Origin of the sequence: Neobacillus sp. GCM10027624 (genome assembly GCF_042675345.1) — a bacterium.
Taxonomy (GTDB): Bacteria; Bacillota; Bacilli; order Bacillales; family Cytobacillaceae; genus Neobacillus; species Neobacillus cucumis_D.
In genome coordinates this window covers 60,514-74,418 of sequence record NZ_JBHTHD010000009.1, presented here as the reverse complement: position 1 = coordinate 74,418, position 13,905 = coordinate 60,514, and the positions used below count along the sequence as shown (strand labels likewise).

The 13,905-nt window shown below is 39.0% G+C and carries 12 protein-coding genes, 10 tRNA genes and 1 rRNA gene; all 23 read left to right on the top strand.

Translation table 11 applies throughout. The annotated features are described in order from the left end of the window. Position 1 precedes the first annotated feature (1 nt). The 23 genes from rrf to ACFQZ9_RS14365 all read left to right on the top strand — a co-directional run bounded on the left by rrf (position 2) and on the right by ACFQZ9_RS14365 (position 13,874). Positions 2-118 (top strand): 5S ribosomal RNA (rrf, locus tag ACFQZ9_RS14475). Between the two features lie 14 nt (positions 119-132). Next, positions 133-207, top strand: a tRNA-Asn gene (locus ACFQZ9_RS14470). Positions 208-234: 27 nt separating this feature from the next. Further along, positions 235-307 (top strand) — tRNA-Thr (locus tag ACFQZ9_RS14465). 22 nt (positions 308-329) lie between these two features. Further along, positions 330-404, top strand: a tRNA-Glu gene (locus tag ACFQZ9_RS14460). Between the two features lie 38 nt (positions 405-442). After that, positions 443-518, top strand: a tRNA-Val gene (locus tag ACFQZ9_RS14455). Between the two features lie 39 nt (positions 519-557). Then, positions 558-630: transfer RNA gene (locus ACFQZ9_RS14450), tRNA-Thr, on the top strand. 58 nt (positions 631-688) lie between these two features. Further along, positions 689-773 (top strand) — tRNA-Tyr (locus ACFQZ9_RS14445). Positions 774-818: 45 nt separating this feature from the next. Further along, a tRNA-Gln gene (locus tag ACFQZ9_RS14440) sits at positions 819-893 on the top strand. Positions 894-898: 5 nt separating this feature from the next. Further along, positions 899-971 (top strand) — tRNA-Lys (locus tag ACFQZ9_RS14435). A 38-nt stretch (positions 972-1,009) separates the two neighbouring features. After that, positions 1,010-1,083: transfer RNA gene (locus tag ACFQZ9_RS14430), tRNA-Gly, on the top strand. A 13-nt stretch (positions 1,084-1,096) separates the two neighbouring features. Then, positions 1,097-1,172 (top strand) — tRNA-Ala (locus tag ACFQZ9_RS14425). A gap of 363 nt (positions 1,173-1,535) precedes the next feature. Continuing rightward, entirely contained in the window at positions 1,536-2,432 is an 897-nt protein-coding gene (gene rocF / locus ACFQZ9_RS14420) for an arginase (RefSeq protein WP_498944310.1), read from the top strand. Positions 2,433-2,601: 169 nt separating this feature from the next. Further along, on the top strand, positions 2,602-3,165 hold the full coding sequence (gene sigW, locus ACFQZ9_RS14415; RefSeq protein ID WP_026576969.1) for an RNA polymerase sigma factor SigW: 564 nt from the start codon (positions 2,602-2,604) through the stop codon (positions 3,163-3,165). A 16-nt stretch (positions 3,166-3,181) separates the two neighbouring features. Beyond that, positions 3,182-3,808, top strand: coding sequence for an anti-sigma factor family protein (locus ACFQZ9_RS14410; protein ID WP_198313591.1), 627 nt, complete (start codon positions 3,182-3,184; stop codon positions 3,806-3,808). A gap of 134 nt (positions 3,809-3,942) precedes the next feature. Beyond that, entirely contained in the window at positions 3,943-4,770 is an 828-nt protein-coding gene (gene cdaA, locus ACFQZ9_RS14405; RefSeq protein ID WP_198313590.1) for a diadenylate cyclase CdaA, read from the top strand. Beyond that, on the top strand, positions 4,763-5,989 hold the full coding sequence (locus ACFQZ9_RS14400) for a CdaR family protein (protein WP_198313589.1): 1,227 nt from the start codon (positions 4,763-4,765) through the stop codon (positions 5,987-5,989). Before cdaA ends, ACFQZ9_RS14400 begins: the two co-directional genes overlap by 8 nt. Positions 5,990-6,025: 36 nt before the next feature. After that, the gene (gene glmM / locus ACFQZ9_RS14395; RefSeq protein WP_198313588.1) at positions 6,026-7,375 is read left to right on the top strand and encodes a phosphoglucosamine mutase; all 1,350 of its coding nucleotides are present in this window, start codon (positions 6,026-6,028) and stop codon (positions 7,373-7,375) included. A 468-nt stretch (positions 7,376-7,843) separates the two neighbouring features. Further along, positions 7,844-9,646, top strand: coding sequence for a glutamine--fructose-6-phosphate transaminase (isomerizing) (gene glmS, locus ACFQZ9_RS14390; RefSeq protein ID WP_198313587.1), 1,803 nt, complete (start codon positions 7,844-7,846; stop codon positions 9,644-9,646). 253 nt (positions 9,647-9,899) lie between these two features. Further along, positions 9,900-11,834, top strand: coding sequence for a CoA-disulfide reductase (locus ACFQZ9_RS14385; protein ID WP_498944309.1), 1,935 nt, complete (start codon positions 9,900-9,902; stop codon positions 11,832-11,834). Between the two features lie 160 nt (positions 11,835-11,994). Beyond that, a complete protein-coding gene (locus ACFQZ9_RS14380) occupies positions 11,995-12,567 on the top strand; it encodes a sulfurtransferase TusA family protein (protein ID WP_498944308.1) in 573 nt (190 codons plus the stop codon). Positions 12,568-12,583: 16 nt separating this feature from the next. Beyond that, positions 12,584-12,973, top strand: coding sequence for a DsrE/DsrF/DrsH-like family protein (locus tag ACFQZ9_RS14375; protein ID WP_198313584.1), 390 nt, complete (start codon positions 12,584-12,586; stop codon positions 12,971-12,973). A 14-nt stretch (positions 12,974-12,987) separates the two neighbouring features. After that, a complete protein-coding gene (locus ACFQZ9_RS14370; protein WP_198313583.1) occupies positions 12,988-13,371 on the top strand; it encodes a DUF302 domain-containing protein in 384 nt (127 codons plus the stop codon). A 239-nt stretch (positions 13,372-13,610) separates the two neighbouring features. After that, positions 13,611-13,874 carry a metal-sensitive transcriptional regulator gene (locus tag ACFQZ9_RS14365; protein ID WP_026576962.1) on the top strand — a complete coding sequence of 88 codons (264 nt, stop codon included), beginning with the start codon at positions 13,611-13,613 and terminating at the stop codon, positions 13,872-13,874. Positions 13,875-13,905: the final 31 nt, after the last annotated feature.

Here is a 13,905-nt window from a genome sequence, read left to right as displayed (position 1 = left end):
GTCTGGCAATAATGGCGAGAAGGTCACACCCGTTCCCATACCGAACACGGAAGTTAAGCTTCTCAGCGCCGATGGTAGTTGGGAGCTGTCCCCCTGTGAGAGTAGGACGTTGCCAGGCTGTTATAAAATTATTCCGCAGTAGCTCAGTGGTAGAGCTATCGGCTGTTAACCGATCGGTCGTAGGTTCGAGTCCTACCTGCGGAGCCATTTTTATTTTTTAAATGATTTAGCTATGCTTCCATAGCTCAGCAGGTAGAGCACTTCCATGGTAAGGAAGAGGTCAGCGGTTCGAGCCCGCTTGGAAGCTTACCTAATTTAAATAGACTATAGGCCCCTTGGTCAAGCGGTTAAGACACCGCCCTTTCACGGCGGTAACACGGGTTCGAATCCCGTAGGGGTCACCAAAGTTTCTTGTGTTAGCGAAAATAACTTACATTATAATGGAGGATTAGCTCAGCTGGGAGAGCATCTGCCTTACAAGCAGAGGGTCGGCGGTTCGATCCCGTCATCCTCCACCATGATTTTTTCGCGATAGTGAAAAAATTTCCAATAAATATGCCGGTTTAGCTCAATTGGTAGAGCAACTGACTTGTAATCAGTAGGTTGGGGGTTCAAGTCCTCTAGCCGGCACTTTTTTGTTTTANGGTTGGGGGTTCAAGTCCTCTAGCCGGCACTTTTTTGTTTTAATGGAGGGGTAGCGAAGTGGCTAAACGCGGCGGACTGTAAATCCGCTCCCTCAGGGTTCGGCGGTTCGAATCCGTCCCCCTCCACCACTTATATTTTTAAAAATAATGGACAAGCTATTTTTATGACATTATTGGGCTATAGCCAAGCGGTAAGGCAACGGACTTTGACTCCGTCATTCGTTGGTTCGAATCCAGCTAGCCCAGCCAAAAGAGAGCCATTAGCTCAGTCGGTAGAGCATCTGACTTTTAATCAGAGGGTCGAAGGTTCGAGTCCTTCATGGCTCATTTTATTTTAAATGACCAATGGTCTTTACCTATGAATTGCGGAAGTAGTTCAGTGGTAGAAAACCACCTTGCCAAGGTAGGGGGTGCGGATCGAATTCCATCTTCCGCTCCAAAAATAACATATCGGGGTCTTAGCTCAGCTGGGAGAGCGCCTGCTTTGCACGCAGGAGGTCAGGGGTTCGATCCCCCTAGACTCCACCATACACTACATAAACCATTCGCCTTAAATCATTTACTGATTTAAGGCTTTTTTGCTTTTAAAAAAGGCTTAATGGTTTTAGGACAAAATTCCGCTCTAATACATATAAATATCCTTTAAAATGTTTTCTAAGCAAAAACTCCACGCAAATCAGCTAGTACCAATTAAAAACCAACATTAAAAAACATTAAAAATTTTCCCAAAAGTCGCAGCCATCCTTACAGGAACTCACAGAATAATCCCGCTAAACCCTATTAAAACAGTATTTACAGGCCCTCCCCGCATATATATACATATTTTTGTCGAGTTGAGTCATCTTAATGGAAGCGGTTAAAATAGAGATATAAAGGCTAGGAGGTAGAAGGATGAAAAAGCTATCAATTATTGGAATGCCAATGGATTTAGGACAAATGAGAAGAGGAGTCGATATGGGGCCGAGTGCAATCCGTTACGCGGGGATTAACGAGCGCCTAAAACCTCTTTTTGATGAAGTACATGACTTAGGGGATATTCCAATTGGCAGACCTGAAGTAGTCGTAGATAAAGAATCCAATCTACGTAATTTAGATTTAGTAGCAGAAAAAAATACATTGCTAGCTGAAAAGGTGGACGAAGTCATCGAATCAGGGTCTTTCCCACTTGTTCTTGGTGGAGATCATAGTATTGCAATCGGTACATTAGCAGGTGTGGCAAAACATTATAAAAACCTTGGAGTTATCTGGTATGATGCCCATGGTGATTTAAATACTGCAGAAACTTCTCCAACAGGGAATATTCATGGAATGCCTTTAGCAGCAAGTCTTGGATTAGGACATCCACTCCTAACTGAACTTGGCGGCTATTGCCCAAAAATTAAGCCTGAGAATGTTGTAATCATTGGTGCAAGAGCTCTTGATGAAGGAGAAAAGGATTTAATCAAAGAAATCGGCATTAAAGTTTACACTATGCATGAAATCGACCGCCTAGGAATGACAAAAGTCATGGAAGAAACGATTGCCTATCTGAAAGAAAAAACAGATGGCGTTCACTTATCATTAGATTTAGATGGTCTAGACCCTAGCGACGCACCAGGAGTTGGAACGCCAGTAATGGGTGGAATCAGCTATCGTGAAAGCCATCTTGCTATGGAAATGCTAGAAGAGTCAAAAATCATTACTTCAGCAGAATTCGTTGAGGTAAATCCAATTCTAGATGAGAAAAACAGAACAGCCACTTGTGCAGTAGCCTTAATGGGCTCATTATTTGGAGAAAAACTATTATAAAAAAGCAGCCTCGGCTGCTTTTTTATTTTTCTACTAAAATTCAGTTTCCGCGCGCGTTTAGTAAATTTTTGTTAATATTAAAGGTATTGAGAAGTTTTTCGCTCAAAACGAAACTTTTTCGCTATCGATTCGTAGTATCGTATAGCCGCATCAGAGCGGAGGTAAATAGATGGAAGCGGTCATTAAAAAGAGAATTAAGCAAGTATTAAAGGGAGACCAAGACGCATTTGCCGATATTGTCGAGATTTATAAGAATAGCGTGTATCAGCTTTGTTACCGAATGATTGGAAATCGGCATGAAGCAGAAGACCTTGCCCAAGAAGCTTTTCTACGTGCTTATATGAATATCCATACCTTTAATCAAGATTTAAAATTTTCAACCTGGCTTTTTCGAATTGCAACAAATCTTTGTATTGATCGCATTCGAAAAAAGAAACCAGATTATTATTTAGATGCAGAAGTAGCCGGAACCGAGGGGCTTACCATGTATTCGCAAATACCCTCGCAGACAAAACCACCCGAGAGCGAAGTGGAAAGCTTAGAGCTCCATGAAACGGTTCAAAAGGAAATTTTAAAACTGCCTGAAAAATATCGCTCAGTCATTGTCTTAAAATATATTGAAGAGTTGTCATTAAACGAAATCAGTGAAATTCTCGATATGCCCTTAGGTACGGTTAAAACGAGAATTCACCGCGGGCGGGAAGCTTTACGGCAACAATTACGTTATGTGTGATAAAGAGGTGATACGGTTGAAATGTCCAGAACAAATCATTGAATTAATGCATGACTTTTTAGATGAAGAGATTACACCAGAAAATGAAGTTATTCTAAGAGAACACCTCCAGAGCTGTAAAGAATGTGAAACTTTGTTTAATGAATTAAAAAAGACTGTTGCTCTTGTGAAAGGCACATCAAATATGCAGGCGCCACCTAACTTCACAGCCAATGTTATGGCAAAGCTTCCAAAGGAAAAGAAAAAAGTGGGGATGGAGCGCTGGCTGAAAAATCACCCATTACTGGCCGCGGCATCGCTATTTATTGTTTTAATGGTGGGAAGTTTGTTCTCAACCTGGAGTCAGAACCGTGAATTTTCTGTTTCGAAACAAAAGAATTTAATTGTCCAAAATAATACAGTGATTGTTCCTAAAGGCAAAGTAGTAAAGGGGGATGTCATTGTTCGAAATGGTAAATTAAAGATTGAAGGGGAAGTTCAAGGTGACGTTACAGTCATAAACGGGGAAAAATATATGGCTTCAGCCGGCCATGTCACAGGGAAAATTGAAGAAGTGAACGAGGTTTTTGATTGGATTTGGTACTATATGAAAAAGACCGCACATGATGTGATTAACGTTTTTGACCAAAATGAAACGCAATAGAAAACAAATCACTCCGATTTGAGTGATTTGTTTTTTTTATGATACTACATATAATAGGTACAAGCTGGATTTATGTTATAATAACATGGGTTTAGATTTCATGGATTCTTATGCAAAATTACGGAGGAAGAACAATGCCGTTTGCCGATTTCACAGTATGGAAGTATTTAGCTAGTATTGTTGATATTCTCCTTGTGTGGTATGTCATTTATAAGCTGATTAATGTTATAAGAGGAACAAAGGCCGTTCAATTACTCAAGGGAATTTTGGTAATTCTGCTTGTTAGGGTAGTCAGTGAATACTTAGGCTTAAAAACATTAAGCTGGATGATGCAACAGGCCATTAACTGGGGATTTCTTGCGATTATTATTATATTTCAGCCTGAACTTAGAAGAGCTCTTGAACAGTTGGGCAGGGGACGGTTTTTTTCGAGAAGCGGGAGTCCAGATGACGATGATCCGGAGAAAACCATTGCAGCCATTATAAAAGCAACAGATTATATGGCAAAACGCCGGATAGGAGCCTTAATTTCGATTGAAAAAGAAACAGGAATGAGTGATTATATTGAAACGGGGATTCCTTTAGATTCAAAAATTTCCTCAGAATTACTCATCAATATTTTTATTCCAAATACACCTCTCCATGATGGAGCGGTCATTATTCAAAAAAATAATGTATCTGCTGCGGCTTGCTATCTTCCTTTATCAGAGAGTCCTTTTATCTCCAAGGAGCTGGGGACGAGACACCGGGCGGCACTCGGGATTAGTGAGGTAACAGATAGCATCACAGTGGTAGTTTCGGAGGAAACAGGTGGAATTTCTCTTACGAAGAATGGGGAACTTCACCGAGATTTAAACACCGATGAATTTAAAGAATTATTATCGAGTGAATTATTAGTGAATACCAAAGTCAAACAGGCGTCTTCAGCTCGATGGAACTGGAGGGGGAAGAAAAATGGATAAACTGATGGATAATCGGTGGTTTTTAAAAATCCTTGCATTGGTTCTAGCTGTTCTGCTATATTCATCTGTTCCCCATACTACGAACAGCACGAAGTTTACCGGTGTGAATGTACCAGGTGAGCAGACCACTGAAACCCTAAATGATGTACCTGTAAAAGTTTACTATGATACGGAAAATTTAGTCGTATCGGGGATTCCAAACAAAGTGAAGCTAACATTAAAAGGACCGGTAACCCATATTCAAAATGCGAAAGCTTTGCGGAACTTTGAAGTATATGTTGATTTAACAAAGGCCAAGATTGGCCATCAGACCGTAAAACTGAAAATAAAGGATTTATCAGATAAGTTAAAGGCCACGATAAAGCCGTCCCGTGTAAATGTGTCCATTCAAGAGAAAATTACCCAAGAATATAAAGTGGATACTGAATTTAACCAAGGATTGCTTCAGGAAGGCTTTGCAGCGGGGCAGCCCGTTGTTGAGCCAAATAAAGTGAAGATTACCGGGGCAAAAAATTTAATTGATCGGATTAGCTATGTAAAAGCGACGCTCAATGTTAAAGACCAGATAAATAAAACGATTTCACAGGAAGCGAATATCCAGGTTCTCGACCGCGACTTAAATAAATTGGACGTTGAGGTTGATCCAGGTACGGTAAGGGTAACCATTCCTGTCAAGGATATAAGTAAAAAGGTTCCAATTGATATCAAACAAATCGGAACACCGCCTAGTGGAGTAACCATTGATTCCATCACTTTAGATACAAAGGATGCAGTAATCATTGGTAGTGAGCATGCTTTAAAAAATGCCCATGTCCGCGTTGAGGTGGATGTAAGTAAAATTGATGATAATATGACAATGGATTTACCTGTCATCATTTCGAATGGAATCACAAAGGTATCGCCGGAAATGGTGAAAGCAACCATTGTGGTGAAAAAGCAAGAAGAAAAAACGATTTCGGCCATTCCTTTAAAAATTGATGGTTTATCTGACCAATATTCTGCGGAAATAAACAATCCCAACAATGTCGATTTAATGGTAAATGGTCCAAGTTCCACGATAAAAAAATTAACACCAAAGGATTTTAATGTTTTTATCGATGTGTCCAACCTTAAGGAAGGGGACCATAATGTAAAAATTCAAGTGGAAGGACCTTCGGAGGTAGACTGGGAACTTGATCAATCCTCAGCAAACGTCACAATAACTAAAAACAACGCATAAATCCTGCAATACATTCATGAAGGAGCGATTTTAATAATGGGAAAATATTTCGGTACTGATGGAGTACGCGGAGTTGCAAATAGTGAATTAACACCTGAATTTGCCTTTAAATTAGGGCGTTTTGGTGGATATGTTTTAACAAAGGACAAGGACCGCCCGAAAGTCATTATCGGCCGTGACACTCGTATATCAGGCCATATGCTGGAAGGTGCTCTTGTTGCCGGTTTACTGTCCATTGGTGCAGAAGTAATGAGACTTGGGGTTATTTCTACTCCTGGTGTTGCTTATTTAACCAAAGCGTTAGGGGCCCAGGCAGGGGTTATGATTTCCGCCTCTCATAACCCAGTAGCGGATAACGGAATTAAGTTTTTTGGTCCTGATGGTTTCAAACTTTCGGATGAACAAGAATTAGAAATTGAAAAACTAATTGATTTACCGGAAGATCAATTACCAAGGCCAGTAGGTTCTGATTTAGGCCAAGTAATGGACTATTTCGAAGGCGGACAAAAATATCTTCAATACTTAAAACACACGGTAGACGAAGACTTTTCTGGAATCCATATTGCATTAGATTGTGCCAACGGAGCGACATCCTCACTGGCAACGCATCTATTTGCTGATCTTGATGCAGACCTTTCGACCATGGGAGCGTCTCCGAATGGACTGAATATTAACGCCGGAGTTGGTTCCACCCATCCCGAGGCTTTGGCTCAACTAGTTAAGGAAAAGGGTGCAGATGTCGGCTTATCGTTTGATGGAGATGGCGATCGCTTGATTGCGATTGACGAAAAGGGAAATATCGTGGATGGCGACCAAATTATGTACATATGTGGAAAGTACATGAAGGAACATGGACGTTTAAAGCATGGTACGATTGTTTCAACAGTTATGAGTAATCTTGGTTTTTATAAGGCTCTTGAAAGCCATGGAATCAAAAGCGTTCCTACTGCAGTGGGCGATCGTTATGTGGTAGAGGAAATGAAGAAAAGCGGCTATAATCTTGGCGGAGAGCAATCAGGTCATATTATTTTCCTTGACTATAACACAACAGGTGATGGTCTATTAACAGGCTTACAATTGGTCAATATTATGAAGGCAACCCATAAGCCATTATCCGAATTAGCCGGTGAAATGAAGAAGTTTCCGCAGAAGCTTGTCAATGTAAGAGTGACAGACAAGCTTCATGTAACGGATAATGAAAAAGTAAAAGCAATTATTGAACAGGTGGAAACCGAAATGGCAGGTGACGGAAGAGTGCTTGTCCGTCCATCCGGTACAGAACCGCTAGTTCGTGTAATGGTCGAAGCACCAACGGAAGAGCTATGTGAATCCTACGTGAATCGAATTGTAACGGTAGTTAAAGAGGAAATGGAATTAAAAGAATAGTCTATTTTATATGCATAAGGGAACCTTAATATCCCTTATGCATATTTTATTATGTATGATTTTTCACTTGTAAAAGAAAAGTCAAAATCCCTTTATCTTCCTAGTTGACGAATATCTTGAATTCAGGTAAGATTGATTTGCTTTGTTGTTAAAAGCAGATCTTACTAAAGAAAGGTGGATAGTGAGTTAAAACTTTATAAAGCGCCTGAACTAATTCATAGTGAGTTGAATTAGTTGACGAGGAGGAGGTTTATCGAAATGTTCGGCGGATACCTCCCGGTTGCGATGCACAACCGTCAGTTCTTCTTTAAAACATCTGAGGTAACTCGATGCACAAAGAGAAGAAAATGCACACATATTGGCTTCACGCTTTAAAGGGTATAGACAGATACCTAAAAAACGGAGATAAGGGGGCAAGGTGAGCCTCCAAAGCATTCTTGCCCCCTAAATCAGGGAGGAAAAGAAATTATGTGTGGAATTGTTGGATATATTGGAAATAAGGATTCAAAGGAAATTTTATTAAAAGGTCTTGAAAAGCTGGAATACCGTGGTTATGACTCAGCAGGTATTGCGCTTCAAAACGGGAACGGAATTCATGTATTCAAAGAAAAGGGCCGCATTGCAGATTTACGGAAGATTGTGGATGGAAATGTAACAGCTCATATTGGAATCGGGCATACTCGCTGGGCAACTCATGGTGTACCAAGCAAAACAAATTCCCATCCTCACCAAAGTGCTTCAGACCGTTTTACGCTCGTACACAATGGTGTGATTGAGAATTACGATCTCTTAAAGCGCGAATATCTTTCAAATGTTGAGTTTAAAAGTGAAACGGATACGGAAGTAATTGTTCAGCTTATTGAGTTCTTTGTAAACGAAGGTTTAACTGTTTTAGAAGCATTCCGTAAAACACTAACTCTTTTACATGGTTCCTATGCTCTTGCTCTTTTAGATGCACAACACCGTGAAACAATTTACGTTGCTAAAAATAAAAGCCCACTTCTTGTCGGTTTAGGAAACGATTTTAATGTTGTTGCTAGTGATGCGATGGCGATGCTTCAGGTTACAGACACATATGTAGAGCTTATGGACAAAGAGGTTGTCATTGTTACGAAAGACCAAGTTACGATTCAAAACTTGGCTGGAGAGACAATCAACCGCAAACCGTATAAAGCAGAATTGGATGCTAGTGATATTGAGAAGGGCACATATCCTCATTACATGATAAAAGAAATCGATGAGCAGCCGCTTGTGATGCGTAAGATTATTCAAACGTATCAAAATGAGCAAGGGGAACTAACCATTGATTCTGAAATTATCGATGCAATGAATGATAGTGACCGTGTCTACATTGTTGCTGCTGGAACATCCTACAATGCAGGTCTTGTCGGAAAACAACTGATTGAAAACATGGCTAAAATTCCAGTAGAAGTTCATATTGCTAGTGAATTTGTTTATAATATGCCGCTGCTATCGAAAAAGCCATTGTTTATCTTCATCACACAGAGTGGAGAAACAGCAGACAGCCGTGCTGTACTTGTTAAAGTAAAGGAAATGGGTTATCGTGCGTTAACAATTACGAACGTTCCTGGTTCGACTCTTTCTCGTGAAGCGGATTATACATTATTACTCCATGCTGGTCCTGAAATTGCGGTTGCATCTACGAAGGCCTATACAGCCCAAATAGCCGTGCTTTCCATACTGGCTGAGGTAACGGCAAAGAGTCAAAATATCAAAGTTGACTTTGACTTGGTACATGAACTTGGAATTATTGCAAATGCAATGGAAGTCCTTTGCGACTCAAAAGAGCTGTTTGAGCATATCTCAAGAGAGTTTTTATCGGTAACACGAAATGCCTTCTTTATCGGCCGCGGAGTTGACTATTATGTATGCTTAGAAGGATCCTTGAAACTAAAGGAAATTTCCTATATTCAAGCAGAAGGCTTTGCTGGCGGAGAATTAAAACATGGCACGATTGCTTTAATTGAAGAAGGAACGCCGATCATTGCTCTAGCTACACAAAAAAGTGTCAACCTAAGCATTCGCGGAAATGTGAAGGAAGTCGTTGCCCGTGGAGCAAACCCATGCATCATTTCGATGAAGGGTCTAAATATGGACGAAGACAGCTTTGTCATTCCGGAAGTACATGAATTACTAACACCACTTATCTCTGTTATACCATTACAATTAATTGCCTACTATGCAGCACTTCACCGTGATTGTGACGTGGATAAGCCACGTAACTTAGCAAAATCGGTTACTGTTGAATAAGCAGGCGAATTATAATTATTGTTGAATACAGATTATGCATAAAAATTAAGGCTCAATCCGATTTAAGGGTTGAGTCTTTTTTCTTGTCGGCTTTATCCTTTACTTTTGAACAATATGTGAAACTTTCATTAAAGAACTTTACTTTTACTTTTTGGATAATATAATACCCATATAGGTATATAACCCATAGGGGTATATATAAAAATGATTCTATTAGAATTTAATTATCACATATAAAATTGGAGGGATAAACGTGACGAAAAAAGTCATCATAGTGGGTGGAGTAGCTGGTGGAGCAACAGCAGCTGCAAGATTAAGAAGAATTAGTGAAGAGGTAGAAATCGTTCTTGTTGAACGTGGAGAACATATTTCATTTGCCAATTGTGGATTACCGTACTATATTGGGGAAACAATCAAAGATCGAAATAAATTATTAGTACAAACCGTTAAAGGAATGTCAGAACGTTTTAATCTTGATATTCGAAATTTAAGCGAAGCATTAAGCGTTGACCATCAAAACAAAAAAGTAACCATTAGAAATTTAAAAACTGGAGAATTGTACGAAGAATCCTATGATAAGTTACTATTATCACCGGGAGCAAGACCAATTGTTCCACCTATCCCGGGATTAAATGAAAATCGTACATTATTTACGTTAAGAAATATTCCTGATACGGATAAAATCAAAAACTTTGTTGATTCTCAAAATCCTAAAAAAGCAGTTGTGATTGGTGGAGGATTTATTGGAATTGAAATGGCTGAAAACTTGGTAGATAGAGGAATAGAAGTTACAATCATCGAAAAGGGTAATCAAATCATGACCCCAATCGATATAGAAATGGCTAGTATCTTACACACGCATATAAAAGAAAAAGGCGTGAAGTTGCTATTAGAAATTGGTGTCGAGTCATTTGCCGGCCAAGGAAAGAAGGTTATTCTTTCTGATGGAACAGAAATCGAAACAGATATGACCATTCTTTCTATCGGTGTTAGACCAGAAAATGAGTTAGCAAAGGGTGCAGGTTTGGAGTTAGGAGATCGTGGAGGAATCATTGTAAATGAATTTCTTCAAACCTCTAATGAGGATATTTACGCTGTTGGCGATGCTGTAGAGGTTGTAGATTATATTAGTGGTACAAAGGCAATGATACCTCTTGCAGGACCAGCAAACCGCCAAGGGCGCATTGCAGCGAATAATATGATGGGTCAAAAGGATGAGTATCAAGGAACATTGGGTACTTCCATTGCAAAAGTATTTGATTTGACGGTTGCAGCAACCGGCAACAATGAGAAAACATTAAAACGCTTAGGCGTACCATATGAAGTGGTGCATATTCATCCAAGTTCCCACGCAGGGTATTATCCTGGAGCAGCACCAATTGCGTTAAAACTAATGTTTGATAAAGATACAGGTAAAATCTTTGGTGCCCAGGCGGTTGGAGCTGATGGGGTTGATAAGCGCATTGATGTGATCGCTACTGCTATTAAAGGTGGATTAACGGTTGAAGATTTAACAGATTTAGAATTGTCTTACGCACCGCCATATTCTTCAGCAAAAGACCCAGTAAATATGGCTGGTTATGTGGCTTCTAATATCATCGAAGGCAATTTGGAAATGATTCAGTGGCATGAAGTAGATGAGATTGTAGCTGGTGGAGGAGTGTTAATCGACGTTCGTGAACCAATGGAACGTGAATTTGGATTTATTGAAGGCTCAATTAATATTCCTCTAAAGGATTTAAGATGTAAACTGAGTCAGTTGCCTAAGGATAAACCAATTTATGTATCATGTCAGGTTGGTTTAAGAGGATATTTGGCGACACGTATCTTGAATAATAGCGGGTTAAAGGCTATTAATATAGATGGTGGTTGGAAAACGTATTCCTCTGTGTTTGGGAGTAATATAAACAAAAATGTTGATAACACAACAAATGAAACTGGGGAAACATTTAAAAATGAAATAAAGACTAATGCATTTGTAGATGTTACTGGTTTAACTTGTCCGATGCCAATCCTTAAACTTAAAAAAGGTATGGAGTCATTGGAAAGTGGTCAAATAATCGAACTCCATGTGACAGACAGGGGTGCCTTGAATGACCTTCCAGCGTGGTTAAGAAATGCTGGTCACACCCTCTTAAAAACAGAACAAGCTGAAAATGTCATTAAATTTTGGATTGAAAAAAAATAAAGGAATCGAATATTTTCTGGTAATTAAATAATTTATCCATAAGGGCATGATCCAATTATAGGGGTCATGCTTTTTATATTTTCATAAAAATATGGTAGGTTGTGCTTGGCATGGATAAATGAATTAGAAAAATAATAAATCAGAAAGGAGGTAAATGCTAATGGAGGTTACTGTAAATAAGGTACTGGATGCTAAAGGATTAGCTTGTCCAATGCCTATTGTAAAAACTAAAAAAGAAATGACAACACTTGAACCAGGACAAGTGTTGGAAATACAAGCAACGGATAAAGGGTCAAAAGCTGATATAAAGGCCTGGGCTGTAAGCACGGGAAATCAGTATTTAGGAACAATTGAAGACGGAAATGTTTTAAAACATTATCTTCGAAAAGCTAGTGATGATGAACAAAAACCAGAAACAACTCACCCAGATGTTGTTAGTCTGGATGAATTATTAAATAAGATAAAAGGAAATGAGGAAATTTCCGTTTTGGATGTAAGAGAACCAGCAGAATATGCTTTTGGACATATTCTGGGTTCCATTAATATACCTCTTGGAGAATTGGAACAACGTTTTGAAGAATTAAATAATACGGAAAATCTTCACGTTATCTGTAGAACTGGAAGCCGCAGTGATTTGGCTGCACAGAAACTAACGGAAAAAGGATTTAAAAACGTAAAAAATGTGGTCCCGGGTATGAAGGACTGGGCAGGACCAATTGATAAAACCCACTGATGAAGGAGGAATAAAATTGAGAGTAGCAATTATTGCCGCAAACGGTGGCATGTTTGATGCCTATAAAGTTTTCAATATTGCAACTGCAGCTGCTGCAACAGATGCAGAAGTCGGTATTTTCTTTACATTTGAAGGTTTAAACCTAATTCACAAAGAAGCTCATAAAAATTTGCCAATGCCTCCAGGAACCGAGCATTTTCAGGAAGGATTTAAAAAAGCAAATGTCCCTCCAATCGAAGAGCTGCTTTCAATGGCAAGTGAAATGGGTGTAAAGATGATTGCCTGCCAAATGACAATGGATGTTATGAGCTTGGAAAAAGAACATTTTGTCGAAGGAATTGATGTTGGTGGTGCGGTAACATTTTTAACTTTTGCAAAAGATGCGGACGTTTCACTTACCTTTTAGGGAGGAAAATGATTATGTTTGATTATACCGTTGGTACGGATAAAAGTGTGGAGGAAGCGATCCAAAGACTAGAGGAACGATTAAAGGAAGAAAAGTTTGGTGTTTTATGGAATTTTGATATTAAGGAAAAGCTTCAAGAAAAAGGTCTCGATTTTCAAAAGGAGTTTAAGGTCCTGGAAGTATGTAACCCACAAGAAGCGTTTCGAGTATTAAATGAAAACGAAATGGCTGGATACTTCCTGCCGTGTAAAATAGTTGTTTATGAAGATTCCGGACAAACGAGAATTGGGATGCCCAAACCATCTGCGCTTATTAGTCTTTTAAATGATGAAGGGTTGAAGCAATTTGCAAAGGACATTGAAGACCGGTTAATTAGCTGCATTGATAAAAGTATATGATTTTACGATTTAAATTCTATAGCCTTATTTGACCGCCATGTTCATTGCGGTCTTTTTCTTCTATAAGTAATTTTTAAAAAATAGCCTATTGACATTATACCTGTAGGGGTATATTATAGAGCTTGTCAACAGCTGCTTAAGAAAAAAGGTTTTGGATATACAATTGTTAAACATCACCATTTATTATTGAAGGAAAATTCCTTGAAAATAGAAACTAATTATTAAAGGAGGCAAGAACAGTGGATTATAATGATCAAATGAAAAATAGAGTAAAACGTATTGAGGGACAGTTACGAGGAATTTTAAAAATGATGGAAGAAAACAAGGACTGTAAAGAAGTTATCACCCAGTTATCTGCAACTAGAAGTGCCATTGACCGTACTATTGGGGTTATTGTTAGTTCCAATTTAGTGGATTGTGTTCAAAAAGCGAACGAACAAGGGGAAAAAAGCATGGAAGAATTAGTACAAGAAGCTGTTAAATTACTAGTAAAAAGTCGATAAAAAAGGGTTGACACCCTCTTTTATTTTTACT